Raw genomic sequence first — 25,157 nt, 5'->3', positions numbered from 1 at the left:
GTTCCATTGTCCAATGGGGGTGAGGTTCCGGCGCATCCCTTTTGGCCTCGCCTCGAACCTCGTCACGTGCGCCGCAGCCCGGCGCGGTGAATCACATCAGGACAGGGATCGAGGTGGCGTTTCGGCTGGGAGGTCGACCCGGGTTCGAAACCGCGCCTCCGGCAAGGCAACCTTGCCGGTTCTTCTGATCGAGGGGACGCACAGATCCACCGGCAGGGAGGCCATCTGCACGGAAACGCAGGCCCCACCACACTCCGAGGCCCCATCCCGGGTGTCGTGATCGCAATCGGCGCAGGACATGGTCTCCATCTGCGCATGTGCTGCGCCCGGCATATCCATGGTCACCATCATCCCGGCAGCCGCAACCTGGTACACCGTCCCCAGAAGGAAGGCGGCAAGCAGGCAAACGGAGAGGAATCTGGCCGGGAACGTCATCGGCGCTAGTATTGTCGCCCGCAGTGGAATTGTCGACACGCGATCACCCCGGGTTCGGACGGCCGCAATCCACGAACATCGGCGGCATGCCTCGCCGCCCTACGCTGTTACCGCCCCTCGACGCTCTAGCGGCAGAACCGGCGTGCAGACGGCACCCTGTCGGGTTTCCCGCATGAGCGGAAGCGGGCTGCGTACGAGAACGTGCTTGCCGGGCGACAACCGACAGCGCGGCGCCCGTGTCCGCGCCGGACAGCCCTGCCCCGCACGCCGCGACCCCGCCGCCCGTGCCAAGACAACGCCAGAAGGCCTCCGCCACATTTGGAGCGGTTCGGCGCACTCGATCAGTCCGAGCCGCGCTGCAGACACCCGCTGCCCCGGCCGCTGACGAGAACGCCCCGGTGTGATACCCTGTCACCCGCGCATTTGGTTCATCGCGGCACCGGTATTGGTGCCCACATTTCTGCTCCCGAACCGCTGGAGGTAACATGACGCATTTCGATCTGGGCACGTATTCCCGTGCAGTCACGACGTCCTCGCCCGACGCTCAGGCAGCTTTCAACCGCGGGCTGGTCTGGCTCTATGGCTACAATCACGAGGAAGCCGCAGCGTGTTTCGAAAGCGCGCTGGAGGCGGATCCCGGTTGCGGAATGGCCCATTGGGGCGTCGCCTATGCCATCGGCCCCAACTACAACAAGCCCTGGGAGTTCTTTGACGCCGCGGAGCGGGTCGCCACGCTGGAGCGTGCCCACAAGGCGATTGCTGATGCCAGATCCCTCCGCGACACGCTCTCGCCAGTTGAAATTGCACTGATCGACGCGCTCGCGGAGCGTTTCCCGACCGATCCGGAGATAGAGGACTACGGCCCGTGGAACGACGATTTCTCGGAAGCGATGGAGAGCGTGTACAGCGCCTTTCCCGACGATCTCGACGTCGTCACCATCTATGCCGAGGCCCACATGAACCGGACCCCGTGGCTGCTCTGGGATCTCGCGACCGGGACCCCCGCGGAAGGCGCGACGACGGTGCGCGCGCAGGCGGCACTGGAAAAGGCCTTCGGCGACACTGCCGCGGCGTGGGACCATCCTGGCCTGTTGCACATGTATATCCACCTGATGGAAATGTCCCCGACCCCGGAGGCTGCGTTGCGCCACGGCGACCGGCTCGTCGATCTTGTGCCGGACAGCGGCCATCTGGTTCACATGGCAACCCATATCGATGTGCTTTGCGGCGACTATCAGAACGTGGTCGACAGGAACCGCCGGGCCGCGAAAGTCGACCGCAGCTACCTGGCTCATGCCGGCGCGCAGAATTTCTATACCGTCTACCGGGTTCACAACGTTCATTTCGAAGCCTACGGCGCGATGTTCCTCGGACAGCCCGAGGTCGCACTCGCCGCGTCGGAAGAGCTGATGCGCATGCTGCCCGACGAGGTCGTCCGGTTCATGCCGGAACTATTCGAGAGTTTCTACGGCAAGAAAATCCACGTCATGATCCGCTTCGGCCAATGGCAGGCGATCCTCGATGAGCCTTTCCCGGAGGACAGGACGCTCTATTGCTACACCACCGCCGCCATGCACCAGGCGCGCGCGATCGCCTGTGCCAACCTGGGCCGGCATGATGATGCTGCCCGGGACCGTGAAGCCGCGGTCGCCGCCCGGAAGTCCGTGCCGGAAGACTGGTACGTGTTCAACAACACTGCCGACGATGTGTTGCTGATCGGCGAGGCGATGATGGATGGCGAGGTGGCCTACAAGGCCGGCCGGACCGACGAAGGGCTCGCGCATCTTCGCCGATCGGTGGAGTTGGACGACAGCCTGATCTACGACGAGCCGTGGGGCTGGATGCAACCAACCCGCCATGCGCTCGGCGCCTTGCTGATGGACGCCGGGCACCACGAGGAGGCCGAGGCCGTGTACCGAGCCGATCTCGGCCTCGACGCCACGTTGCCACGCGCCTGCCAGCATCCGCGCAATGTCTGGAGTCTCCATGGACTGCATGAGTGCCTCGTGCGCCGGGGCGAGCGGGTCGAGGCCGCCCATGTCCGACAGCAACTCGATCAGGCGGCCGCGCGCGCAACGGTTCCGATCCGCGCGTCCTGCTATTGCAGAAAGGCGGCTGCGGCCTGACGACCAGCGCCGGCGGCGGCTTCACCAAATGGATCTGCCGGATCCGTAGAATGCACACCGGCAGATCCTCCAAGCTTTCCGGACTCTGCCGAGCGGGGCGGCTTGGTGCATATCAGCAGAGCAACTGGATACGACGCCTGTCAGGATCACCGAACGCAGACCACCGTTGCCGGACCGGATCCAAACGCTGCCGCACCGGTGATCGGGGCAGGCAACTCGCACCCGGTAGTTCGGCGCCCGTCGATGGGATCATGTATGGGGCCAGAGCGACGCGGCAATGACAAGGCAGCCCCAGATAACGAGCACGGCACCAGCGTAGCGGGACAGGCGGGGCCCGACCGGGCTCAGCCTCTCCAGTGCCACGAAGGCTGCAAGGCCGACGATCCAGAACAGGTTCATGATGCCACCGACGAAAAGCAGCGCCATAAGACCCCAGCAACAGGTTACGCAAAAGCTGCCGTGTTCCACGCCCATCCGGAACGCACCGCCCGCGCCCGCACGCCCCCGCTCGGTCAGGAACCTGACAGGGGATCGGCAATGCTCAAGGCAGGTCTCCTTGAGCGATGTGAACTGGAAGATCCCCGCCGCGATCAGGACCACGCCCCCCGGGACGCTCTCGATCAGTGTCATCATGGATGGCGATACCATCCCGCCCCACTCCATCGCCCATTGTGCGATGGTCGCCGCCAGCGCGAAGCCGCCCCAGCCCGCGAGATACCCGCACAGGAACATCAAAGACGTTGCGGCCGTTGACTGCCCGCGACCGCAACGGCGCGCCAATGCGGAATGCAGAAGGACCATTGGCGCGATGCTTGGCAGCATCATCGCAATCATCATGACCCACCACATCAGGAAGACGAGCCCGGCATAGGCCAAGCTCCAATCGCCCGGAGTTCGCGGACCCGCCATGTCCCGCATACCGCGCATCGCCGTCATCTCCAGAGCCGACATGTTCATGCCGACTCCGACGATCGTGTATATCCCCGCAAGCACGAACAGGAGGCCGATCAGAAGACCAAGCAGCATCCTGTCGCGCTTCAGGAAGCGTTCGACCACGCTGACCTGTTGCATGTCCCGATCCCGCTGTGATCAGGCCGCTTCGAGAACACCTGCATTGGACAGGTGGATGTCAACGATGTGGACATGGCTGTCACGGACCTGCGAAAGGCTGATTGCGCCGCTGGTCCTGGTGGACCCCTTTGCGATTTCGGCCACGCGGTATTCGAAGCCGTGCGGAAGGTTGATGCGTGCCCGGTGCGGGTCGCCTGTCACCGGGTTACGGAGCGGTTCGGCCTCAGTTTCGAAAACACCAGGAACAACGCACTTTCCGGTGCGGCCTTCCATGTCGATCTGCAGGTCGATCGGCCGGTACAACGTCTTGAGCTTGTTCGGGGACATGGCCGCGAATACCCACCACATGGTCGCCATGTCGTTCGTGTCCTCGCCGGTCATGATCCTGTAGAGCGCGTCGCGCTGCGCCTCGCTCGCACTCTCGTCAATGATGATCTGCATGGTGCCGTCTCCTTCATGGATAGGGCCGGGCCAACTGAGCACCATCGCGGCCTTCGTGCCGCCCAGGTCGACATCTCCATGGCGCCCGGAGTCGAACCTGAAAGCTGCGGCCGCCTGGCAATTGCCCTGCGTCGGCAACGACATGAACTGGCAGGGGCACCCGCCATCACAATTGCAATTGGCCAACTCCTGTCCGTGGATTTCCCAAGGGGTCATGGATCTTCTCCCTATGTCAGCGAAGGGGCAAGTGTACCACGAAAGACCCCGGGCCTCACGCCGCACTGCCAAATGCCGCGCCGCAACACAGGCGCCGGGGCGGCACCGTAGCGCCGCGTCTCCTTCCCTTGAAGCCCATTATCCCGGCCTTGCTGCCATCAGTGGAGCGCTCGCAACTCCGACCGCCGTGGTTCGCAATACCTCCCTTTCCAAGCCCGGCCTTTTGCCCGTCGCCCGGGCTACTCGGGGCCGTTGCGGCACCGTCATGGGATCTGCGAAGGGCGCCCCTCCACCGCTTGGTATCGGCCACAAGGGAGCCGCAGCGTGAACCGCAGGTGTCGCGTAGCGGGCGCAAGGTGGCCATCAGCCAGACCAGACCCAATCAGGGCTGTCGGACCAGCCCGACAAGCATGTCGATACAGCGGTCGAGCTGCGCAATCTCCAGGAACTCATCGGGTTGGTGTGCCTGGGTGATCGATCCCGGGCCGCAGACGACAACCGACATGTCCAACGCCTGAAACAGCCCAGCCTCCGTGCCGAACGCAACGAGATCGGCCGCGTTCTCACCCGTCAGCCGCGCCACGAGGTCGCGCGCCGCGTTCTCCGCCATTGGCACGAGACCGGCAATCTCGCCGATGACCTCGGTCTCGATCCGGGCGTCCGGCGCGATCCGGCGCATTTCCGGCAGCAGGACGTTGGTGCAGAAATCCTCCATGGCCTCGCTGACAAACGCGGCATCCGCCGCCGCCACGGGCCGGGTCTCCCACTCGACTTCCGCCTCCCCGGCAAGAACGTTGCGCGCCGTACCACCATGGATCTGCCCCACATTCAACGTGCTCCAGGGCGGCTCGAACCGACTGTCCGCTGGAGCCCGTTCGCGCAAATCCTCCCGCGTGGTCAGCAGGTGCTGCACGAAGCGCGCCGCGAATTCCGCTGCGTTCACCCCGCTCTCCGGCGCCGAGCCATGCCCTTCCGTACCGATGAAACGGGTCGTGTATTCGTTGCAGCCCTTGTGCCCCTCGATGATGCGCATCTCGGTCGGCTCACCGATGATGGCCATGGCTGGCGCGATCTTCCGGTGCCGCAACTCATCCACAAGCTGCCGCGCCCCGAGGCAGCCGACCTCCTCATCGTAGGTGAAGGCGAAATGCAGCGGTCGGCGCAGGTCCGCCGCGGCGAAGTCCGGCAGGCAGGCCAGGGTGGCCGCGATGAACCCCTTCATGTCGCAACTGCCGCGACCATAGAGACGCCCATCCTGATTGCACATGCGGAACGGGTCTGCACTCCAGCCATGCCCTTCAGCGGGGACGACATCGGTATGACCCGACAGCACGATCCCGCCCGGCCCCTCCGGGCCAAGCGTGGCAAAGAGATTGGCCTTGAGGCCGGAGCGGTCGTGGAACAGGTCCACATGAGCGCCGGCTTCCGACAGAAGCGTGGCAAGGTGGACGATCATCTCGAGGTTCGTCTCCGAAGAGACGGTCGGGTAGGCGATCAGGTCGTCGAGAATCGCGATGGCGTGGGAAAGCCGGTCCATGCTCATGCCTTCACAAGGCCGCTTGCGGGCCTGCGCGCACAAGGCCCCGGGAGGGTCCCGATCCTCTCCAAACCCTCATGGGCCGACGCCGCCATCCATGGCCCCTGCCCGGCTTGGCATGCCCTGCACGGCGCACGGCCGATCAGGGGCCCGCCCCAGAGGAAATTCGTCTTTGCGGTCATGCGTGCTCCTCCATGCGATGCCGACTGGCGCGGGGGTCCGGCCCCGGAGCGGAGCCTTTTCAATCTGTTGCGGAGAACCGCCCCACCCGGTCGCGTTGACAGGCGAACGTGTGGCGTGATCTGGTGAACACCATAGCGGGAGGCGCGCTCCCGGTGTCAAGTCCAAGCCAGCCACGGGGGCGCCATGCGGCCGGAAATGTCGGATATCCTTGCCGCGCGTGCCGTTTTGCGCGGCAGGGCGGACGCGACCCCCATGGTGCCATCTCCCCTGCTCTCCGGTCTGTTGGGGACGGAAGCCTTTCTGAAGCTTGAGATCGCGCAGCCCATCGGCGCCTTCAAGCTGCGGGGTGCCATGAACGCGATCATGGCCCTGCCGGATGACGTCGCCGGGGTGACCTGCTGTTCCACCGGAAATCACGGGCGTGGCGTGGCCTATGCGGCTCGGGAACACGGGTTGAGGGCGGTCATCTGCATGTCCACGCTGGTGCCCGACGCAAAGGTCGCGGGCATTCGCGCGCTCGGGGCGGAGGTGCGGATCGAGGGGCAAAGCCAGGATGACGCGCAGCGGGCCTGCACGCGGCTCTGCCAGACCGAGGGGTTGGCCGAAATCCCGCCCTTCGACGACCCCAAGGTCATCGCCGGACAGGGCACGATCGGGCTGGAGATCCTGGAAGCACGGCCGGACCTCGAGATGCTGCTGGTGCCACTCTCGGGTGGCGGGCTGGCCGCCGGCGTGGCCCTCGCCGCCAAGACGCTGAGCCCGCGCCTTCGTGTCATCGGGATCACCATGGATCGTGGTGCGGCGATGCACCTGTCCCTTCAGGCCGGCCACCCGGTCGAGGTGGACGAGGTCCCGAGCCTCGCCGACAGCCTCGGCGGTGGGATCGGCGCGTCCAACCGGTTCACTCTCGGGATGTGTCGCGACCTGCTCGACGGATCCGTTCTGGTCACCGAAGAAGACATCTACCGCGCCATGCAGGCGCTCTATTTCGAAGATCGGATCGTGGCCGAGGGTGGCAGCGTCGTGGGAATCGCTGCGGCGATGGCGGGCAAACTGCCGGCACCCGCTGGCCCGGTCGCCACGATACTCACCGGACGCAACCTCGACATGGACCTGTTCACGAAGATCATCAACGGAGAGGCTGTCGTTCTTGGAGACCGGAGAATCGAAGGACACCGCCATGACCCGTGACGTGACCATCCTGACCGAAGCCGACCTTCGCAAGGCCGTACCACTTGACCTTGCAGCGGTGGATTGCATCGAACGCGCATTCCGCGAATTGGGCGGCGGTAAGGTCGTCATGCCGCCCGTGCTGTCCATGGAACTGCCCGCGGCAAACGGGGAGGTGGACGTCAAGACGGCCTATATCCCCGGTTTTGACAGCTTCGCCATCAAGGTCAGTCCCGGTTTCTTCGACAACCCTCTGATCGGCCTGCCCAGCCTCAACGGGCTGATGATCCTGTTCTCCGCCCGCACCGGGTTGGTCGAGGCACTGCTGTTGGACAATGGCTATCTGACCGACATCCGCACCGCCGCTGCTGGCGCCGTCGCCGCCCGCCACCTCGCGCCGAGCGAGGTAGAGACCGCCGGCGTACTTGGCACCGGCGTGCAGGCGCGGTTGCAGATGCAGGCGGCGCATTTGGTGCGCCCCTTTCGCCGGGCGTTGGTCTGGGGGCGCGACCGCAACAAGGCGGAGGCCTGCGCGCGGGACATCGCCTCGTTGCTGGGGATCGAGGCCGCAATTTCCGAAAGCCCGGCGGCGCTTGCCGCGCAGGCCCAGCTTGTGATCACGACCACACCGGCACGCGCGCCCTTGCTGCAAACCGGCGCCTTGCGCGCGGGTATGCACATCACCGCGATGGGGTCCGATCAGGCCGGCAAGAACGAGATCGCCCCCGCGATCCTCGCCGCCGCCGACCTCTATGTCTGCGATCGCATCAGCCAATGCGAAACCATGGGGGAATTGTCCTCCGCATGCGCTGCCAGCCTTCAGGCGCAGGTCTCACCGGTCGAACTGGGATCGCTTTTGTACGGGACAGCACACGGGCGACAGAGCGACTCCGACAGGACGATATGCGACCTGACCGGAACCGGCGTGCAGGATACGGCCATAGCGACGCTCGCGCGCGACGCCGCGATGCGGCTCGGCCTCGGAGCCACCATCGGCGTGTGACCCAATTGCCGACAGGCCACGCACCGATCCCACCCGACCCCGCCTCCGAAGCGACCGCGCCGACCATCAAGCGGCGGCGCAGGGAGATCATGTATACTCGCGATTGAGAGGCGCCGCCTTGCTCCCCGAGCGAAAACCGGGAACCGACGGCGGCGGCGCTTTGCAACGCGTCGCTTCCGGACGAATGGCACCACGCCAATGCCCCGACCCTGAAGCGAGACTGGACAGGAGGCACGGATGATTCTCTACCCGACGATCGAACTGCTCGATGGCCGCTGCGTGAGCCTTTTCAGAGGCAATATCGACGAGCCCCAGATCTGGCATGTCGACCCACTGGAACGTGCGATCAGCTTTGCACAGGCGGGCGCCGAATGGATTCACATCACCGATTTCGATGGTGTCGGCGGCAGCGACCGGAACACCGAATTGCTCCGCGAGATCATTGGTCAGTGCGGCACATCCGTCCAACTCGGCGGCGGCTTCCGCTCGCTTCAATCCATCGCGGACTGGATCGAGGCCGGCGCCGGGCGAATTGTCGTCGGCACGCTGGCCGTGCTCGCCCCCGATATCGTAAAAGAGGCCGCCAAGCTTTTTCCGGACCAGATCGTGCTGGCCATCGATGTCTACAAGGGCAAGGTCGTCAGCAACGGTTGGCGGGAGACCAGCAGCTTTGAGCCGGAAGACCTTCTGAGGGTGTACGAGAGTGATCCGCTCGCGGCGATCATCGTGACCGACATCGACGCCGATCTCGACGAAGCGGAGGACTCGCTGGCGTTGATCACACGCATGGCCGAGATCGCCCGGGCGCCGGTCATCGCAAGCGGGCTTTCCCGCTCCATCGACGACCTTGCACGGTTGAAATACGTGCCGCATATCTCGGGGGCAATCATCGGGCGTGCGCTGTTCAACCGGAGCGTCGCCTTGGAAGACGCGCTTGCCCTGGTCGCGGAACCCACCGGACCGACAGCGAAGTTTCAGTGACGGTCCAGCCGGTGCGATGCGCGCTGTCGGGTCGGCGTGACCTCGAACCGGGACCGGTAGACACGGGAGAAATGCCCCGTCGACCCGAATCCGCAGGCATGGGCGATCTCGGTGACTGACAATTCGGTTTGCAGGAGCAGGTTTCGGGCCCGGTCCAGTCGCAAGTCGGTGGCGAATTTCTTTGGACTGCATTTCATGTAGCGGCCGAACAGTCGCTCCAGTTGCCGTGCCGAGATCCCCAGCTCCGCCGCGATCTCGGAGGGCGACATCGGGTCCTCCATCCGGTCGGTCATCAGGCGAACCGCGTCGGCGATATGGGTGTTTCGCAACCCGTAGCGCGATTGCAGGGAGTACCGCTGAGCGGCATCGGCGTTGCGGGCGGCGTTGTAGAGCATCTGGTCGGCCACGGCGATGGCAAGCTCTTCGCCATGCGCGCGACCGATGAGGTGCAGCATCAGATCCGCCGTGGCCGTACCGCCGGACGCCGTCGGGTACTTGGCATCGGGCACATAGACGCTTCGGATCAGGCGGACTTCCGGGAACAGTTCCTCGAAGCTGTCATGAAACTGCCAGTGGATCGTGGCGCGGCGTCCATCCAGCAGCCCCGCCTTCGCCAGCACGTATGCCCCGGAGCAGAGCGCTCCGATTCTCGTGCCGCGCGCCCTCTCGCGTCGGATGTAGGCAAGCAGCTTCGGGGTGATCTGCCGCTCCACGTTGATCCCGGAGAGGATCAGCAGGATGTCCCCCGCCGGCACAGGCTCAAGACCGCAATCGACAATCGTCCGCGTTCCGTTCGAACAGGTGGCCTCGGTCCCGGTCTCCGACACCAGCCGCCAGCTATAGAGCGGGCTGCCATTGATCAGGTTTGCAATGCGAAGCGGCTCGATCGCACAGGAGAAGGCAAGATGTGTGAAATCCTCGACAAGAAGGATGGTAAAGCCCTGGATGTCGGTTTCTGCCGCTGACCCGTCCATTTGTGCCGTGTGCTGTTCGCGTTTCTTCTGTTCTACATTGGGTAAGTGCAAATACAAATTGTATACAGAATATATGCCGATCAGAACCGGAATTCATGACCGAACCTGCCCCCACACCGAAAGCCATCGCCTGCGCGGATCTGCGCCGCGCCATCCTCCTGCTGGAGATCGCGCCCGGTACACCGCTGGACGAAGCCGGGCTCTGTACGCGCTACGGTATGTCCCGGACGCCCCTGCGCGAGGTGATGCAGCAACTCGCGGGCGAGGGCTACATCGCCCAGCGCCAGAACCGCGGCGCGCAGGTGTCCGATATGTCCCACAAGACACTGCGCGATTTCTTCCTTGCCGCCCCGATGATCTACGGCGCGGTGCTGCAACTGGCCGCAACAAACGCGACCCCTCAACAGCTCCGCGATCTCAAGGCGGCGCAGCGGGACTTCCGTGCTGCGCTTGCCGCGGAGGATGTTGCAGATCGCACACTGGCCAATGACCGGTTTCACCGGGTGACGGGAGAGATGGCCGATAACCTTTACCTTCTGCCCAGTTTCCACCGCCTTTTGATCGATCACGCACGGATCGGCATGACTTTCTTCCGCGCCCATTCGGAGACACGCGCCGAGACATTGTCGGAAGCCGCACGCCAGCATGACGCGATGATCGCGGCAATCGAGACCCGCGACCCGACGGCGGCCGCCACGCTGGCGCAGGCGCATTGGGCGTTGTCGCGCGACGAGATCGAACGTTTCGTGATGCCACAAGGACTCGACGCGCCGCTCGGCACCGTGCCCCGAACCGCTGCCCAGTGAGCACGCGATGACACCCAGGATGACCTTTTCCGGGATCTACACTCCCATTGTGACGCCCTACGATGCCGATGGCACCGTTCGGCTCGACGCGCTGGAAACGGTGATCGAGCATCTCGTGGCTTCGGGCGTCCACGGGGTGATCTCCGGCGGCTCCACCGGGGAGAACTATGCCCAGACCGTCGACGAGCGTGTGAGTCTCGCACGTTTCACACGGGACCGGCTCGACGGAAGGTTACCACTGATTGTGGGAACAGGTGCCATGCGCACCGCTGACAGCATTGCGCTTGCCGAAGCGGCGCGGGAGATGGGGGCCGATGCGATCCTCGTCGCCTCGCCCCCCTATGCCGTCCCGACGGAGCAGGAAAACGCGCTCAACGTGCTGGCCATCGATCGCGCCGCGGATCTGCCGATCATGCTCTACAACTACCCCGGCCGCACCGGCACGTTCATGGGCGACGTTTTCCTCGACCGGGTGGGCCGCTCGCACAATATCTGCGCGATCAAGGAAAGCTCCGGAGATATCAATCGGGTGCACACGCTGGCGCGCGACTACCCGCATATCCAGATGCTCTGCGGCATGGACGACCAGGCGTTGGAGTTCTTTGCCTGGGGTGCGCCGGGTTGGGTCTGCGCCGGATCGAACTTCCTGCCAGGCGAACACATCGCGCTATGGCGAGCCTGCGCAGTGCAAGGCGACTTCGCCAAGGGCCGGAGGATCATGTCGGCGATGATGCCGCTGATGCGCGTTCTGGAACAGGGTGGCAAGTTCATTCAATGCGTGAAGCACGGGGTGGAGATGGCCGGGTTCATGGCCGGCCCGCCCCGCCCGCCGCTCAAGGCGCTCAACAAGGACGACAAGCGGCAACTGGAACAGGTTGTGCGGGTCCTCAAGCGGACCATCGCGGACATCGAGGCGGAGGGCTGACCATGGAGAACCTGCTGACCCACGAGGAATACAAGTCCATCGCGCGCGGGTTGCTCCTGCCGACCACGGCCTTTGTCGATGGCGTCTACCGTCCGGCCGCGTCCGGGGCGACCTTCGAGACGATCAACCCCGCCACCGGAGAGGTACTTGCCGAGATTGCCGCCTGCGGCGCCGAAGATGTTGACTTCGCCGTGGGAAAGGCGCGGGAGGCGTTCGAGGATGGTCGCTGGTCGAAACGCGCGCCACCCGAGCGCAAGGACGTGTTGATCCGGCTGGCGAAGCTGATCAACCGCAACGCGCGGGAACTGGCGGTGCTGGAGAGCCTGGAGTCCGGCAAGACGATCCTTGATTGCGAGACGGTCGACCTCCCCGAGACCATCCATTGCCTGAAATGGCACGCGGAGGCCATCGACAAGATCTACGACCAGGTCTCGCCCCCCTCCGACAACCATATTGCGATGATCGTGCGGGAGCCGGTGGGCGTGGTCGGGCTGGTGTTGCCGTGGAACTTCCCGCTGCTGATGCTCGCCTGGAAGATCGGCCCGGCGCTGGCAGCCGGCTGTTCCGTGGTTGTGAAGCCGGCGGAGGAAACCTCGATGACCGCGCTGCGCGTGGCCGAACTGGCCGTCGAGGCGGGCCTCCCGAAGGGCGTTTTCAACGTGGTGCCCGGGACCGGCCCAGAGGTCGGCGAGCCTCTGGGACGACACATGGACGTGGACATGGTGTCTTTCACCGGCTCCACCGAAACCGGGCGCCGGTTCCTGCGCTATGCCGCGGACAGCAACATCAAGGAAGTGGTTCTGGAGATGGGCGGCAAAAATCCCTGCATCGTGCTGGAGGATGCCGGAAACCTTGACCGCGTTGCGGCTCACGTGGTCAACGGCGCTTTCTGGAACATGGGTGAAAACTGTTCCGCCACCTCGCGGCTGATCGTGCATGCCGACGTGAAGGACGCACTGCTTGCCCGCATCCTTGCCCATGCCCGCGAATGGTCCGTGGGCGACCCGCTGGACCCGGGCACACGCGTAGGTGCGCTGGTGTCACGGGCGCATTTCGAAAAGGTCGCCGCCTATCTCGATGCCGGGACACGGACCCATCTTGGTGGCGCGACAGAAGGTGGCGCCTGGGTCCATCCGACGATCATGGACGTCGAACCCCTGTCGGCTGCCGCGCGGGAGGAGATTTTCGGCCCCGTGCTTGCGGTCCAGACAGTGCAGGGCCTGGACGAGGCCATCGCTCTGGCAAACGAGACGGAGTACGGCCTCGCGGCGTCCATCTTCACCACCGATATTAAGCGGGCCCTGCGCGGGGCGCGGGCATTGCGGGCGGGCACGGTCACTGTGAACAGCTTTGGCGAGGGGGATATTTCCACTCCCTTTGGCGGCTACAAGACCTCGGGTTTCGGCGGCCGCGACAATGGCCTGCACGCTCATGATCAGTACACCCAGTTCAAGACGATCTGGGTGGACCTGGCCGACGATGACGACGAGGCGGTGGGATGACACGCTACACCGCGCGCAGGCTGCCGAAACAGCCCGGGTCAGCGGGGTGGAACCGGTTGCTGCCACCGCCCCCGCCCGCGCGGATTCTGGACGGGGACGCAACTGCGGACATAGCAATCATCGGAGCGGGCTTTGCCGGCCTGTCCGCCGCCCGGCGCCTGATCCAGATCGATCCCGGGCTGAAGGTAGCGGTTCTCGAGGCAGGCCGGGTCGGGGACGGCCCGGCGGGACGCAACTCCGGCTTCATGATCGACCTGCCACACGATCTGGCCTCCGAGAGCTACGCCGGCACCGAAGACAGGGACGCCGAGCAGACCCGGCTCACCCGGGCCGCCATTGCCTTCGCGGCGGCGGCGGCGGACGACTATGGGCTGGGGCGCGATGCATTCGACCCCTGTGGCAAGATCAACGCCGCTGCCACGCCCGCCGGTGACGGGCACAACCGGGACTACGCTGCGCACCTTGCAAAGATGGGAGAGGATCACCGGCTGCTGGATGCCGCAGAAATGGCGGCCCTGACAGGCACCGAATACTACAGTTCCGGGCTCTTCACGCCCGGCACCGTGATGTTGCAACCGGCGGCCTATATCCGCGGTCTCGCTGCCGGGTTGACCCCGGCGATCGCGCTCCACGAGGACAGCCCGGTAACCGGGATCCTGCGAGACGGCGAGGGCTGGCGGCTGGAGACCTCGCGCGCCAGTCTACGCGCGCAAAAGGTCATCCTAGCCAACAACGGCCACGCTGAAAGCTTCGGCTTCTTTGCCCGGCGATTGCTGCATTTTTTTACGTATGCCTCGATGACCGAACCGCTCCCCGACGGCGCTTTGGGTGGCGCGCGACGCTGGGGCGCGACACCGGCTGATCCGATGGGAACCACCGTGCGGCGTATTGATGGCGAGGGAGGCGGACGCATTGTCATACGGAGCCGTTTCACCTGCGATCCCTCGATGGAGGTCTCCAACAGCGCCATCGCTGCGGCGGGACGCCTGCATGACCGCAAGTTCATCGAACGGTTTCCAATGCTTGCCGAAACGGGCATACAGTACCGCTGGGCCGGGCATCTCTGTCTGAGCTGGAACGGGGTGCCGGCACATGGCGAGGTGGCGACCGGCGTTTTTTCCGCCATCTGCCAGAACGGGCTCGGCACGTCGAAAGGGACGCTGGCGGGCATGTCCGCCGCTGAAATGGCCTTGGGAGAAGTGAGCGAGATCACCCGCGCATTCGCCGCGATGGAGGCGCCGAAGCGCCTGCCACCCGAACCCCTTGCCACCATTGGCGCCAACGCCACGCTTCGGTGGAAGGAATGGCGCGCCGGCCGCGAGTGACGGCGCGCCAGTTGAGCCGTCAGTCGGCCAGCGACCAACGCTCCATCCAGCGCTCGCCGTCCTGGTCGAAATTCGACGCCATGTCGCCGTGAACGACACGCTTGCCGGTGGCAAAGACGAAGTTGGCGAACATCGGCAACACCGTGCCGCCATCGGTCGAGACGAGTTGCTGCATTTCCGCGTACATCGCGCGCCGCTTGTCCTCGTCCAGCTCCGCCCGGGCCATGACCAGCAGTTCATCGAAACGACCATTGGCCCAGTAGCTGTCGTTCCATGCGGCCCCGCCGGCATAGGCGGTGGTGAAGATCTGGTCTTCGGTCGGACGACCGCCCCAATACACCGCGCAGAACGGTGCCTTCAGCCAGACATCGGACCAGTAGCCATCGTTCGGCACCCGCTTGACGTCGATTGTGATGCCCGCCGCGGCAGCCGAGTTCTGGTAGAGCACGGCGGCATCCACGGCGCCGGGGAAGGCCGCGTCGGCCGCCGAAAGCTGCACGTTCAGACCGTCGAGCCCGGCTTCCTTGAGGTAGAACTTCGCCTTGTCGGGATCGTAGGGCGTCTGGGCCAGATCGGGGTCGTGGAAGCGATAGCTGGGGCCGATCGGCTGGTCCTTTCCGACGGTTCCGTGCCCGAAGAGGATCTTGTCGACCAGTTCCTGCCTGTCAATCGCGTGCTTCAACGCAAGACGGACATTCGCATTGTCCAGCGGCGACGTGTCTGCCCGCGCGGCAAAGCTGTAGTATTGAGGCCCGGCAATGGAATGGATCGAGATCCCGGGGTTGCGTCCGAGCAGGGCCACTGTCTTCAGGTCCAGCTTGTCGATGGCATCGACATCACCGGAGACCAGCGCCGTGGTCCGCGCGTTCAGGTCCACGATGGACAGCATCTCAACCTTGTCGATGTAGCCGCGATCCTGGTTCCAGTCGTCTTCGAAACGCTCGAAACGGGCGACCACGCCGGGGTCGAACTCCACGAGCTTGTAGGGGCCGCAGCCGTCGCCGGAACGCCAGTCGATGCTGTCGCCATCGGCCGGACAGATCGCCATGTGATAGTCGGTGAAGACAAAGGGGAAGTCGGCGCTGCCGGTTTCCAGTTCGAAGACAACCGTGTCCTCGCCTTCCTTGGCAATGTTGACGATCGGCGCGACCAGCGGCTTGGCAACCGATGTCGAATCCTCGCCGCGGTGGTAGTTGACCGAAGCGATGACGTCGTCGAGCGTCACGGGCTTGCCGGAGTGGAAGGTCATGCCGGAGCGGATCTTGAACCGCCATGTCTTTGCATCCGGGGTCGCCTCCCAGCTTTCGGCGACGTCCGGCTCCAGAGACCCGTCAACGCCGACCTTGGTCAGGAAACCGTTCATCCCGTAGGTCAGGGCCACGGTGAAGCCGTTGGTCCAGGTTGCAGGATCGAGCGTGTCGCCGGTGTTGCCGTGGCCCTTGGCGACCCGGATCGTGCCACCGCGTTTGGGCTGCGCGAATGCCGCGCGAGTCCCCAGAAGCGTTCCCGCCGACGCGAGTCCGGCAGCAGCAGCCGTGGTGCCGAGAAAGGCCCGACGCGTCGGGCGCGCGAATGTCGAATTTTTCCTGTTGTGGCTCATGCTTCCCTGTCTTTCGTTTAGCCGGGGCGTGTGGTGCCCCGATCATTGTCAATTTCCGACATCAGATGTCGGTTTGGAGCATAGTCCCCTCGAGGTCGGAATGGAAAGCCTATCGCTCCCTCACATTGCGGCGATCAACTCAGCAAGGCCTCCTCGAAGGGAAATTGCGATAGCAACTCGGTGCCGGTCTCTGTGATCAGCACCTGCTGCTCCAGCTTCACCCCTTCGTCGCCCCTTTCTTCGCCAATGAAGCTTTCCACGCAGATCGTCATCCCCGGAAGGATTTCGCCATCGTAACCGGCATCCGGGAAATCGCCGTGATGATAGAGATACGGGTATTCGCCGCTCATCCCGCATCCATGGGCGGAGAGGTAGTAGCGGTTGGCATAGTACTTCTCCGGGATATCCCAGGCCGCGTTGGCATAGTCGCGGAAAGACATGCCTGGGCGCAGGATCGACATGTTGTGGCTCACCTGTTCGAACGCTGTCTGGTAGAGTTCCCTCTGGGTGACGGATGGTGCGCCGGGACCGGCATGGAAGGTGCGGGAGAAGTCCGAGTAGTAGCCGTGGCAGCCGACCACATCCGTGTCCAGCGCGATGAGTTCATTCTCTCCGATCACGTTCGGTCCGGTCTCCTGAAACCAGGGGTTTGTGCGCTGGCCTGCGTTGAGCAGGCGGGTCTCGATATAGTCGCCGTTCTGGGCGATGATCGAACGGTGCAGCACCGACCAGAGCTGCGCCTCGGTCAGGCCCGGCCGGATGGCGGCGCGCAAGGCGGCGACCCCACGCTCGGTCGCCCGTAGCGAGGCGCGCACGCATTTCATTTCCTCGTCGGATTTGACGGCGCGCGCCATCTCGACCGGTTCTTGCGCGTCGACGATCCTCAGCCCGCAATCGGCAAGCGCGAGCGCGACGCCTGCGTTCATCCGCTCCAGCCCGACCGTGGCCGCGCCCTGTCCCAGCAACTCCGCCAGCAGGTCCGCCATTTCCCGCGCCCAGCCACGCTCGCGTTCGGCGATTTGGGGACCGGCGGCGACAAAGCTCGCGGTCCGGGCGGCGCGCACCTCGTCCACTGTTTCGTAGCCTTCGGCAAGATGAAGGGCGCCGGTGAACTCGAAAAGGATGGAGCGGTTCGCGGTCAGCACCAGATAGCGCGATGGCGCGTTTCGCGCGGTGAAGACCTGCATGTTCCGCGTTCCGGTGGCATAGCGGATGTTGATTGCGTCGGAGAGGATGAGCGCGTCGATGCCGCGTGAGGTCATCTCTGCGCGCACACGCCCCTGCCGGTAGAGCCGCACCGCGGGAAGGTCGATTCCCTCGCTCTCTGGCGCCCGGTCGAGCAGTGCGAGATCGTGCAGGTCGGATCTATCCGCGTGCCAGTCCAGTGTCGTCATCGGTGCCTCCGGGCGTTGTCGCACATTCAATCTGCCGACTTACCCAGGCGAAGGATGGCCCGTTTGCGACGCCCTGTGGCGTCCACGCGGTTGTCAGAACTCCTGGTTGAGTGCCTCCACCGCTGGGATCTCGGCCTCGCGGCGCACGATGTAGTCCCGCAGTTCTTCGTCCTTCGCCTCGTCGAGGGCCGGCTCGATATAGACATCAAGCAACTTGCGCGCCTGACGCAGAGCGCGTCCCGTGATCTCGACCGCCCCTTCGGCCTGCCATTGCTCGATGGAGTTGTTGTCGAACAACTCCGGCAGAAAGAACGCCCGCTGGAAATTGTCCTGCGTATGCGGGTGGCCAAGGTAGTGCCCGCCTGGCCCGATGTCCCGCACAGCCTCCAGCCCGGCATCGAAATCGTCCCACCGGATTCCCTCGGCCATGCGATAGGCCATGGCGCATTGCTCCGCATCAACGATGAACTTGGCCACGGAGCAATGCATGCCCGCCTCGTTCCAGCCCGCCGAATGCCAGATGTAGTTGGCACCGGCATGGATGACCGCCGAGAGTGTCGTGGCGCTCTCATAACCTGCCTGCGCATCGAAGGTCTTGGCGCCACCCAGCGTGTTGGACGTCCGCCAGGGCACATCGTAGTGCCGTGCCATCTGGCCGATCATGAAGTTCATCAGGCTGATTTCCGGTGTGCCGGCCATCGGCGCGCCGGACTTCATGGAAACTGTCGAGAGATAGTGGCCATAGATTGCCGGGCATCCGCGCCGGATGACCTGAGTATAGGCCAGCGCCGAAAGCGCCTCGGCGTTGAGCTGCGCCACCGTCGGTGCGACTGAGGCGGGCGTGTTGGCGCCGCCCAGCACGAAGGGCGAGCAAAGCACCGGCTGGTTGCGGCGGCAGAAGGCGCGCATGGCTCCCAACATCGTCTCGTCCCAGACGAGGGGTGAGTTGCCGTTGCAGTTCCCGGTAGTGACCGGATGGCTCTCCATGAACTCGGCACCAAAGAGAATCGCACACATCTCCATGACGTCCTCGGCGTTCTTCGGGCTGGTCGTCATGCCCATGAAGGTCTTGTCCGAGTGTTTCATCGAGGAATAGGTAATATGCAGGTGCCTGTGGCTCACGGGCAGGTCGCAGGGTTCCACGATGTGATGCGCGCTCGAATGCAGCGCCGGCGACATCTGGGCCAGCTTGTGGAACATGGCGAGGTCATCAAGGGTCGGACTCCGCCGCCGGTCGTCGAGATCGCGCAGGAAGGGCGCGCCCGTCATCGGGACGAAGATCGAATCGCGCCCACCGAGCCGCAAGCTGTTCGCCGGGTTCCGGGCGGTGTAGGTGAAATCCGACGGTATTGTCGCGATCAAGTTCCGGACCAGCCCGCGATCCAGATGTACACGCTCGCCGCGCACATCCGCCCCGGCGTTCCGCCAATCCCCAAGCGCGATCTCGTCACGAAAGACGACACCGACGTCTTCGAGGATGTCCATGGATGCCGCGTCGATCCGGGCGACCTCGTCGGGGGTCATCGGCTCGCAGCGCGGAAGGCGGTTGTGCAAGCCCGGAAGCATCCGCAGGTCGGGTCTGGCGCGCCGGGCGCGCCGGGCTGCGGGGCCGCCGGCACGGCTCCCGGAGGGGATCGTTTCTGTGGTCATGTCGGGTCACTCGAAGCTGCTTTCGCACAGCATGCCGGAGGCGATGCAACCGGCACGTTGCAAAAAACGAACCGATCCAACCGATTCCGACTTCCTCTGCCCACGGGTTAAATCGAGTTTCTCGCCTGTCGGGGTAGAACTCGCGTCCTGTTCGTGTTTGGTTAAGAGCATGTCGTATTTGAGCAATCCCTCCCCGCCTGCGCAGGAAACGCTCGAATACCAACGGCGCAGCAACGACGCCGACTGACACGAAATCCAACGGGAGACCAGAATGTCGAAGAAAGACCAAGTCCTGATCAATCGAATTGCGGATGCGGCGCGTACCGGTCGCATTTCTCGTCGCGACTTCATCAACACGTCCATCGCCGCCGGCCTGACGGCGACCACGGCCACCGGGCTGTGGACGACGAAGGCCGCGGCGCAGCCCAAGTCCGGCGGCACGTTCCGCTGGGGTCTGCACGACGGCAACACCTCGGATACACACGATCCGGGCTCCTACGTGACCCGGCAGATGATCTATCTGGCCCATACCCATCGGTCCTACCTGACGATGATCAACGGCGACGGGTCGCTTGGCCCGGACCTTGCCGATAGTTGGGAAGCCTCCGCAGACGCCTCCGAGTGGACGTTCAAGATCAACGAGAACGCATCCTTCCACAGCGGCAAGAAATGCACCGCCGATGACGTGATTGCGTCGCTGAACCACCACCGCGGCGACGACACGACCTCTGCCGCCAAGGCACTCCTGAGCGACGTTGTCGAGATCACCAAGGATGGCGACTACACCGTCAAGATCACCCTGACCGGCGGCAATGCCGACCTGCCGTGGCTGATGACCGACTACCACTTCGCCATCTGCCCGGCCAATGACGACGGCACCATCGAGTGGAAATCCGGCGACGGCACGGGCCCCTACAAGATCGACGGCGGCGAGTTCGGTGTGAACTGGCAGCTGTCGCGCCATGACGGCTGGCACCGCGAAGGCGCGTATTTCGACAAGGTCGAGATCCTCGTTCTGAACGATCCCAACGCGCGCCAGACCGCGCTGGTCACCGGCGACGTGGATGCGGTCTCGCTGATCGAGCTGAAGACGATGGCGCTCTTGCAGCGGGATCCGAACATCACCATCCACAATATCCCCTCGGCCGGTGCGATCACCATGCCGATGCATTGCAACAAGGCGCCCTTCGACAATCCGGATGTGCGCAACGCGATGAAGCTGGCGATGAACCGCGACGAGATCATCGAGAAGATCGCCTTCGGCGCCGCCACCAAGGGCAACGACTTCCACCACTCGCCGGCCCAACCGTACTGGCCCGAGGACATCCCGCAGCGCGAGTATGATCCCGATCAGGCGAAGTCACTGCTGAAGAAAGCCGGTGCCGAAGGGCTCACGGTGAGCCTCAGCACGGCCGACAGTGTCTATGCCGGCGCGGTCGACATGGCGGTTCTCTATGCCGAGCAGGCCAAGGCCGCCGGGATCAACGTCAACGTCGTGCGTGAACCCAATGACGGGTATTACTCCGACGTATGGCTGGTGAAGCCCTTCACCCTCGTGTCCTGGGGTGCGCGCCCGACACCGGACGTCATGTACACGCTGGCCTACAAGGCCGACGCGGCCTGGAACGAGAGCTACTGGGTCAATGACCGGTTCAACGAACTGCTGTTGATGGGCAAGGCCGAACTCGACGATGCTAAGCGCGGCGAGATCTACCGCGAGATGGCGATGCTGGCCCGCGACGACGGCGGCACCATCATCCCGTTCTTCAACAACTTCGTCTATGCCAACCGCTCGAATGTCGGCACCCCAGACGCGTTGGCGGCGAGTTGGGAATGCGACGGCGCCCGTGCGGCGAGCCGTTGGTGGTTCACAGGCTGATCCGATCACTCACTGCCCCGGCGCTGTCTAGCGCCGGGGCTTTCTGCTCCGATGGCACTGTGCGACCGAGCTGACGGCCAGGCCACGGAAGGCGCTCCCCACACGCGACGCAGGGGCGGCGCCGTTTTCACAACAAGAAACACGCCTCGGGCGGCTGGTCGCCGGGCGGAGCTTCGGAGGGACAAATGGGCGACCTCACCAGGCTGGTCTTCAAACGACTGGGTCTCGGTCTCGGCACCATTCTCGTGGTATCGGTACTGATCTTCTTCGCGGTGGAGCTCCTGCCGGGCGATATCGCGGAAGCGGTGCTCGGACAGGGCGCAACCGAGGAAACCGTGACGGCAATGCGGGAGCAACTGGGCCTCGACCGGCCTGCGTTCGTTCGCTACTTCGAGTGGCTCGGCGGCGCGGTGACGGGCGATTTCGGTGTGTCGCTGGTGTCCGGCGAACGGGTGAGCGACGCTATCTCGGATCGTTTCGTCAACACGCTGTTCCTCGCCTCCTACGCCGCGGTGATTGCCGTGCCGATTTCCATCCTGCTGGGTGTCTTCACCGCGCTCTACCGCAACACGATCTTCGATCGGGTCGCCAACGTCATGACGCTGACGACGATCTCCTCACCGGAGTTCTTCCTCGGCTACGTCCTCATCCTCTTCCTCGCTGTCCGGGCAACAATGTTCCCGGCCATTTCAAGCCTCAGCGGTGACATGGGCCTGTTGGAGCTCCTCCACAGGGCCTTCCTGCCAATGCTGACGCTGGTGCTCGTGGTGACCGCGCACATGATGCGGATGACGCGCGCCGCGATCATCAACCTCCTGGCCTCTCCCTATATCGAAATGGCACGGCTCAAGGGCACCCCGCCCTGGAAGGTGATCGTGAAGCACGCCCTGCCCAATGCATGGGCGCCGATCATCAACGTGGTGGCGCTGAACCTCGCCTATCTCATCACCGGCGTGGTGCTCGTCGAGGTCGTTTTCGTCTATCCGGGCATCGGCCAGTTGCTGGTCGACGCGGTCGCCAAGCGCGACTTCCCGGTGGTGCAGGCCTGCTGCCTGATCTTCGCAGCGACCTTCATCCTTCTCAATCTCGCGGCCGACGTCGGGGCAATCCTGACCAACCCGCGCCTGCGGCATCCGAAGTGAGGGCGGAATCATGAGCAGTTTCGTCATCATCTATTACACGGCCCTGATCGCAGCCTCCTGCCTTGCGGCCTATTACAAGCAGCGCAATGTCTTCATGCTGCTGTTTTCACTGACGCTGGTCTCCTTCGTGCTGGGGATCATCGGCGGGGCCGGCGCCCTGCGCTTCGTCGCCACCGCGTCCTTCATTCTCGCGCTGGCGGCAGGCACATCCTATGCCTTCCGGGAGTTCCTGATCCTGATCTCGAAGCCCGGGCTCGCAAAAGAGCTGCGCACGGCGCCGCTCACGGCCGCCTTCGGCATGTTCGTGATCTTCACCTATGCCATCGCCGGTATCTTCGCGCCCTGGATCGCACCACACGGCGAGGCCGAGATCATCGGCCAGGCATTCGCTCCACCGGACGAGAACATGTTGCTGGGGGCCGACCAGCTTGGCCGTGACATGTTCAGCCGGATCATCTACGGCGCGCGCAACTCGGTCGGACTGGCGCTTGTCGCAACGCTCCTCGCCTTCTTCATGGGCGCCCTCGCGGGGCTTCTGGCCGCTGTGAAAGGGGGGTGGTTCGACCAGCTCATGGGACGCGTGGCGGACGTGATCATGTCCATTCCCTCGCTGATCTTCGCGCTGCTGATGCTGTCGATCTTTGGAACCGGCCTGCATGTGATCGTGGTCGTTGTGGCCATCATCTACTCGCCACGGGTATTCCGTCTGACCCGCGCGGTGGCTGGAAATATCGTCGTCATGGACTACATCGAAGCGGCGAAACTGCGCGGGGAGAAGGACTGGTACCTGATCCGTCGGGAGATCCTGCCCAATGCCACGGCACCGCTGATCGCCGAGTTTGGCCTGGAGTTCTGCTTCGTGTTCCTGCTGATCGCGGGGCTCAGCTTCCTTGGCCTTGGCATCCAGCCGCCCACGGCCGACTGGGGATCGATGGTGCGTGAAAACGCGACACTCATCTCTTTCGGAGACATCACCCCGCTGATCCCGGCAGCGGCCATCGCGCTGCTGACCGTGGCGGTCAATTTCGTCGTCGACTGGATGCTGTTCCGGACTTCCGGCCTGAAGGAGCAATAACATGCACGACAAGTTCAAGGATGCGGACGTCCTGCTCGAGATCAAGGATCTCAAGATCGAGGGCTATTCCGACGAGACCTGGGTGCCGATCATCAAGGGCGTGGATCTCACCCTGCACCGCGGCGAGGTCATGGGCCTCATCGGCGAAAGTGGTGCGGGCAAGTCCACCATCGGTGCCGCCGCAATGGGCTATGCCCGCGACGGCACGCGTATCTCCGATGGCTCGATCGAGTTCGACGGGATGGAACTGACGACAGCCTCGGAAGCCGAGCGGCGTGCCCTGCGCGGCTCGCGCATCGCCTATGTCGCGCAATCGGCGGCGGCCTCGTTCAACCCGTCCCACAAGATCATCGACCAGCACACGGAGGCGCCGGTTCACTACCGGATCAAGAAACGGCTGGAAGCACAGGAAGATGCGATGGAGCTTTATGAGCGCCTGCGCCTTCCCAACCCCGGAGAGATCGGTTTCCGCTACCCCCACCAGGTGTCTGGCGGGCAGTTGCAGCGGGCAATGACGGCCATGGCCATGTCGTGCCGGCCGGATCTGATCATCTTCGACGAGCCGACCACGGCGCTCGACGTGACCACCCAGATCGAGGTTCTCGCCGCGATCCGCGACATCGTGGACCAGTTCGACACGGCCGCGATCTACATCACCCACGACCTGGCCGTGGTGGCGCAGATGGCCGACACGATCAAGGTTCTGCTCAAGGGCGAGGAGGTCGAACAGGCCCCCACGCAGGTGATGCTCGACAGTCCGCAGGAGGATTATACCAAGAGCCTCTGGGCGGTCCGAAGCTTCAACTCGCCGCAACGCCACCGCCCGACAGACGGCTCGCAGCCCCTGATCTCGGTCCAGAACGTGGATGCGGCCTACACAGGTGGCGTCAAGGTTCTGGATGACGTCTCCTTCGACATCTACCCGGGCATGACAGTGGCCGTCGTGGGCGAATCCGGTTCCGGCAAGTCAACGACGGCGCGCTGCATCACCGGTCTGCTGCCGCCGATGAGCGGCCAGATCATGTGCAAGGGCGAGCCGCTGCCACCGCGCTACAAGGACCGCACCCGCGACCAGTTGCGACAGGCGCAGATGATCTACCAGATGGCGGACACGGCGCTGAACCCGAAGGTCCGGATCAGCGACATCATCGGCCGGCCGGCGCAGTTTTACGGCGGGCTGCATGGCTCGGCGCTGAAGCAGCGTGTCGACGAGCTTCTGGACCTGATCGAACTCGACCCGGCCAAGTTCTACAGCCGCTATCCGCCAGAGCTTTCAGGTGGACAGAAGCAACGGATCGGGATCGCACGCGCCTTGGCCGCCGAGCCGGAGTTCATCATCTGCGACGAAGTCACCAGCGCGCTCGACCAGCTCGTGGCGGAGGGTATCCTGAAGCTGCTGGACAGGCTTCAGGACGAGCTTGGCCTTGCTTACATGTTCATCACCCACGATCTGGCGACGGTGCGTTCCATTGCCGACGAGGTGGTCGTGATGCAACACGGCAAGGTGGTCGAACAGGGCCCCAAGGACGAGATGTTCACCCCGCCGCACCATCCCTACACCGATCTGCTGCTGTCCTCCGTGCCGGAAATGGACCCGGAGTGGCTTTCCACGGTGCTCGAAGAACGCGGTGTCGACAATATCGGCGAGGCTGCAGACCCGTGATTGTCACCCCGACCCGAACGGCTCGTCGCTGCCGGCACATCCTGCCGCCCAGCGGCGAA

Annotated in this window: 20 protein-coding genes; 12 read left to right on the top strand and 8 right to left on the bottom strand. The window is 64.3% G+C overall.

Annotated features, from left to right (window positions below):
- Positions 1-96: 96 nt before the first annotated feature.
- Positions 97-474 (bottom strand): hypothetical protein, encoded by a 378-nt coding sequence (locus CLV78_RS15045; protein ID WP_146136704.1) that lies wholly within the window; start codon positions 472-474, stop codon positions 97-99.
- Positions 475-920: 446 nt separating this feature from the next.
- Here CLV78_RS15045 and CLV78_RS15040 point away from each other — a divergent pair, with 446 nt between their 5' ends.
- The gene (locus CLV78_RS15040) at positions 921-2,561 is read left to right on the top strand and encodes a hypothetical protein (protein ID WP_106205652.1); all 1,641 of its coding nucleotides are present in this window, start codon (positions 921-923) and stop codon (positions 2,559-2,561) included.
- Between the two features lie 249 nt (positions 2,562-2,810).
- Here CLV78_RS15040 and CLV78_RS15035 read toward each other — a convergent pair whose 3' ends face one another.
- From CLV78_RS15035 to argE, 3 genes are all read right to left on the bottom strand, one after another.
- The gene (locus tag CLV78_RS15035; RefSeq protein ID WP_106205651.1) at positions 2,811-3,632 is read right to left on the bottom strand and encodes a DUF2182 domain-containing protein; all 822 of its coding nucleotides are present in this window, start codon (positions 3,630-3,632) and stop codon (positions 2,811-2,813) included.
- 18 nt (positions 3,633-3,650) lie between these two features.
- The gene (locus CLV78_RS15030) at positions 3,651-4,289 is read right to left on the bottom strand and encodes a DUF1326 domain-containing protein (RefSeq protein ID WP_106205650.1); all 639 of its coding nucleotides are present in this window, start codon (positions 4,287-4,289) and stop codon (positions 3,651-3,653) included.
- 382 nt (positions 4,290-4,671) lie between these two features.
- Positions 4,672-5,826, bottom strand: coding sequence for an acetylornithine deacetylase (gene argE, locus CLV78_RS15025; protein WP_106205649.1), 1,155 nt, complete (start codon positions 5,824-5,826; stop codon positions 4,672-4,674).
- A gap of 366 nt (positions 5,827-6,192) precedes the next feature.
- On the opposite strand from argE, the gene eutB reads away from it, so the two are divergent.
- From eutB to CLV78_RS15005, 3 genes are all read left to right on the top strand, one after another.
- Positions 6,193-7,200, top strand: a complete 1,008-nt coding sequence (gene eutB / locus CLV78_RS15015) for a hydroxyectoine utilization dehydratase EutB (RefSeq protein ID WP_106205647.1) — start codon at positions 6,193-6,195, stop codon at positions 7,198-7,200.
- On the top strand, positions 7,190-8,182 hold the full coding sequence (locus CLV78_RS15010; protein WP_106205646.1) for a cyclodeaminase: 993 nt from the start codon (positions 7,190-7,192) through the stop codon (positions 8,180-8,182). Before eutB ends, CLV78_RS15010 begins: the two co-directional genes overlap by 11 nt.
- A 237-nt stretch (positions 8,183-8,419) precedes the next feature.
- Positions 8,420-9,163: a 1-(5-phosphoribosyl)-5-[(5-phosphoribosylamino)methylideneamino]imidazole-4-carboxamide isomerase gene (locus CLV78_RS15005; protein WP_106205645.1), complete on the top strand. Its 744-nt coding sequence runs from the start codon at positions 8,420-8,422 to the stop codon at positions 9,161-9,163.
- Here the strand turns inward: CLV78_RS15005 and CLV78_RS15000 are convergent.
- Positions 9,157-10,137 carry a GlxA family transcriptional regulator gene (locus tag CLV78_RS15000; RefSeq protein WP_106205644.1) on the bottom strand — a complete coding sequence of 327 codons (981 nt, stop codon included), beginning with the start codon at positions 10,135-10,137 and terminating at the stop codon, positions 9,157-9,159. The genes CLV78_RS15005 and CLV78_RS15000 overlap by 7 nt on opposite strands.
- A gap of 95 nt (positions 10,138-10,232) precedes the next feature.
- Between CLV78_RS15000 and CLV78_RS14995 the strand changes: the two genes are divergently transcribed.
- From CLV78_RS14995 to CLV78_RS14980, 4 genes are read left to right on the top strand one after another with little or no spacing between them, the layout of a single operon-like run.
- Positions 10,233-10,943, top strand: coding sequence for a GntR family transcriptional regulator (locus CLV78_RS14995; RefSeq protein WP_106205643.1), 711 nt, complete (start codon positions 10,233-10,235; stop codon positions 10,941-10,943).
- 7 nt (positions 10,944-10,950) lie between these two features.
- The gene (locus tag CLV78_RS14990; RefSeq protein ID WP_245925088.1) at positions 10,951-11,868 is read left to right on the top strand and encodes a dihydrodipicolinate synthase family protein; all 918 of its coding nucleotides are present in this window, start codon (positions 10,951-10,953) and stop codon (positions 11,866-11,868) included.
- A 2-nt stretch (positions 11,869-11,870) separates the two neighbouring features.
- On the top strand, positions 11,871-13,370 hold the full coding sequence (locus tag CLV78_RS14985; protein WP_106205641.1) for an aldehyde dehydrogenase: 1,500 nt from the start codon (positions 11,871-11,873) through the stop codon (positions 13,368-13,370).
- Positions 13,367-14,695: an NAD(P)/FAD-dependent oxidoreductase gene (locus CLV78_RS14980; protein ID WP_106205640.1), complete on the top strand. Its 1,329-nt coding sequence runs from the start codon at positions 13,367-13,369 to the stop codon at positions 14,693-14,695. The genes CLV78_RS14985 and CLV78_RS14980 overlap by 4 nt, the downstream gene beginning before the upstream one ends.
- A gap of 19 nt (positions 14,696-14,714) precedes the next feature.
- Here the strand turns inward: CLV78_RS14980 and CLV78_RS14975 are convergent, their stop codons facing one another.
- From CLV78_RS14975 to CLV78_RS14965, 3 genes are all read right to left on the bottom strand, one after another.
- The gene (locus CLV78_RS14975; RefSeq protein ID WP_106205639.1) at positions 14,715-16,295 is read right to left on the bottom strand and encodes an ABC transporter substrate-binding protein; all 1,581 of its coding nucleotides are present in this window, start codon (positions 16,293-16,295) and stop codon (positions 14,715-14,717) included.
- A 134-nt stretch (positions 16,296-16,429) separates the two neighbouring features.
- Positions 16,430-17,689 (bottom strand): M24 family metallopeptidase, encoded by a 1,260-nt coding sequence (locus CLV78_RS14970; protein WP_106205638.1) that lies wholly within the window; start codon positions 17,687-17,689, stop codon positions 16,430-16,432.
- 93 nt (positions 17,690-17,782) lie between these two features.
- Positions 17,783-19,339: a trimethylamine methyltransferase family protein gene (locus CLV78_RS14965; RefSeq protein ID WP_106205637.1), complete on the bottom strand. Its 1,557-nt coding sequence runs from the start codon at positions 19,337-19,339 to the stop codon at positions 17,783-17,785.
- 271 nt (positions 19,340-19,610) lie between these two features.
- Between CLV78_RS14965 and CLV78_RS14960 the strand changes: the two genes are divergently transcribed.
- The 4 genes from CLV78_RS14960 (at position 19,611) to CLV78_RS14945 (ending at position 25,098) form a co-directional block, all read left to right on the top strand.
- Positions 19,611-21,218 (top strand): ABC transporter substrate-binding protein, encoded by a 1,608-nt coding sequence (locus tag CLV78_RS14960; RefSeq protein WP_106205636.1) that lies wholly within the window; start codon positions 19,611-19,613, stop codon positions 21,216-21,218.
- Between the two features lie 185 nt (positions 21,219-21,403).
- Entirely contained in the window at positions 21,404-22,360 is a 957-nt protein-coding gene (locus CLV78_RS14955; protein ID WP_106205635.1) for an ABC transporter permease, read from the top strand.
- A gap of 10 nt (positions 22,361-22,370) precedes the next feature.
- Positions 22,371-23,435, top strand: a complete 1,065-nt coding sequence (locus CLV78_RS14950; RefSeq protein ID WP_106205634.1) for an ABC transporter permease — start codon at positions 22,371-22,373, stop codon at positions 23,433-23,435.
- Between the two features lies 1 nt (position 23,436).
- A complete protein-coding gene (locus CLV78_RS14945; RefSeq protein ID WP_106205633.1) occupies positions 23,437-25,098 on the top strand; it encodes an ABC transporter ATP-binding protein in 1,662 nt (553 codons plus the stop codon).
- Positions 25,099-25,157: the final 59 nt, after the last annotated feature.

Source organism: Aliiruegeria haliotis (assembly GCF_003003255.1).
GTDB lineage: Bacteria > Pseudomonadota > Alphaproteobacteria > Rhodobacterales > Rhodobacteraceae > Tropicimonas > Tropicimonas haliotis.
This window is presented reverse-complemented; position numbering and strand designations above follow the sequence as displayed.

What these genes read in the sequence shown, in the direction of transcription:
- CLV78_RS15040 (WP_106205652.1), top strand. Translation starts at nt 921, where the DNA reads ATGACGCATTTCGATCTGGGCACGTATTCCCGTGCAGTCACGACGTCC.
- CLV78_RS15035 (WP_106205651.1), bottom strand. Translation starts at nt 3,632, where the DNA reads ATGCAACAGGTCAGCGTGGTCGAACGCTTCCTGAAGCGCGACAGGATG.
- CLV78_RS15030 (WP_106205650.1), bottom strand. Translation starts at nt 4,289, where the DNA reads ATGACCCCTTGGGAAATCCACGGACAGGAGTTGGCCAATTGCAATTGT.
- argE (WP_106205649.1), bottom strand. Translation starts at nt 5,826, where the DNA reads ATGGACCGGCTTTCCCACGCCATCGCGATTCTCGACGACCTGATCGCC.
- eutB (WP_106205647.1), top strand. Translation starts at nt 6,193, where the DNA reads ATGCGGCCGGAAATGTCGGATATCCTTGCCGCGCGTGCCGTTTTGCGC.
- CLV78_RS15010 (WP_106205646.1), top strand. Translation starts at nt 7,190, where the DNA reads ATGACCCGTGACGTGACCATCCTGACCGAAGCCGACCTTCGCAAGGCC.
- CLV78_RS15005 (WP_106205645.1), top strand. Translation starts at nt 8,420, where the DNA reads ATGATTCTCTACCCGACGATCGAACTGCTCGATGGCCGCTGCGTGAGC.
- CLV78_RS15000 (WP_106205644.1), bottom strand. Translation starts at nt 10,137, where the DNA reads ATGGACGGGTCAGCGGCAGAAACCGACATCCAGGGCTTTACCATCCTT.
- CLV78_RS14995 (WP_106205643.1), top strand. Translation starts at nt 10,233, where the DNA reads ATGACCGAACCTGCCCCCACACCGAAAGCCATCGCCTGCGCGGATCTG.
- CLV78_RS14990 (WP_245925088.1), top strand. Translation starts at nt 10,951, where the DNA reads ATGACACCCAGGATGACCTTTTCCGGGATCTACACTCCCATTGTGACG.
- CLV78_RS14985 (WP_106205641.1), top strand. Translation starts at nt 11,871, where the DNA reads ATGGAGAACCTGCTGACCCACGAGGAATACAAGTCCATCGCGCGCGGG.
- CLV78_RS14980 (WP_106205640.1), top strand. Translation starts at nt 13,367, where the DNA reads ATGACACGCTACACCGCGCGCAGGCTGCCGAAACAGCCCGGGTCAGCG.
- CLV78_RS14975 (WP_106205639.1), bottom strand. Translation starts at nt 16,295, where the DNA reads ATGAGCCACAACAGGAAAAATTCGACATTCGCGCGCCCGACGCGTCGG.
- CLV78_RS14970 (WP_106205638.1), bottom strand. Translation starts at nt 17,689, where the DNA reads ATGACGACACTGGACTGGCACGCGGATAGATCCGACCTGCACGATCTC.
- CLV78_RS14965 (WP_106205637.1), bottom strand. Translation starts at nt 19,339, where the DNA reads ATGACCACAGAAACGATCCCCTCCGGGAGCCGTGCCGGCGGCCCCGCA.
- CLV78_RS14960 (WP_106205636.1), top strand. Translation starts at nt 19,611, where the DNA reads ATGTCGAAGAAAGACCAAGTCCTGATCAATCGAATTGCGGATGCGGCG.
- CLV78_RS14955 (WP_106205635.1), top strand. Translation starts at nt 21,404, where the DNA reads ATGGGCGACCTCACCAGGCTGGTCTTCAAACGACTGGGTCTCGGTCTC.
- CLV78_RS14950 (WP_106205634.1), top strand. Translation starts at nt 22,371, where the DNA reads ATGAGCAGTTTCGTCATCATCTATTACACGGCCCTGATCGCAGCCTCC.
- CLV78_RS14945 (WP_106205633.1), top strand. Translation starts at nt 23,437, where the DNA reads ATGCACGACAAGTTCAAGGATGCGGACGTCCTGCTCGAGATCAAGGAT.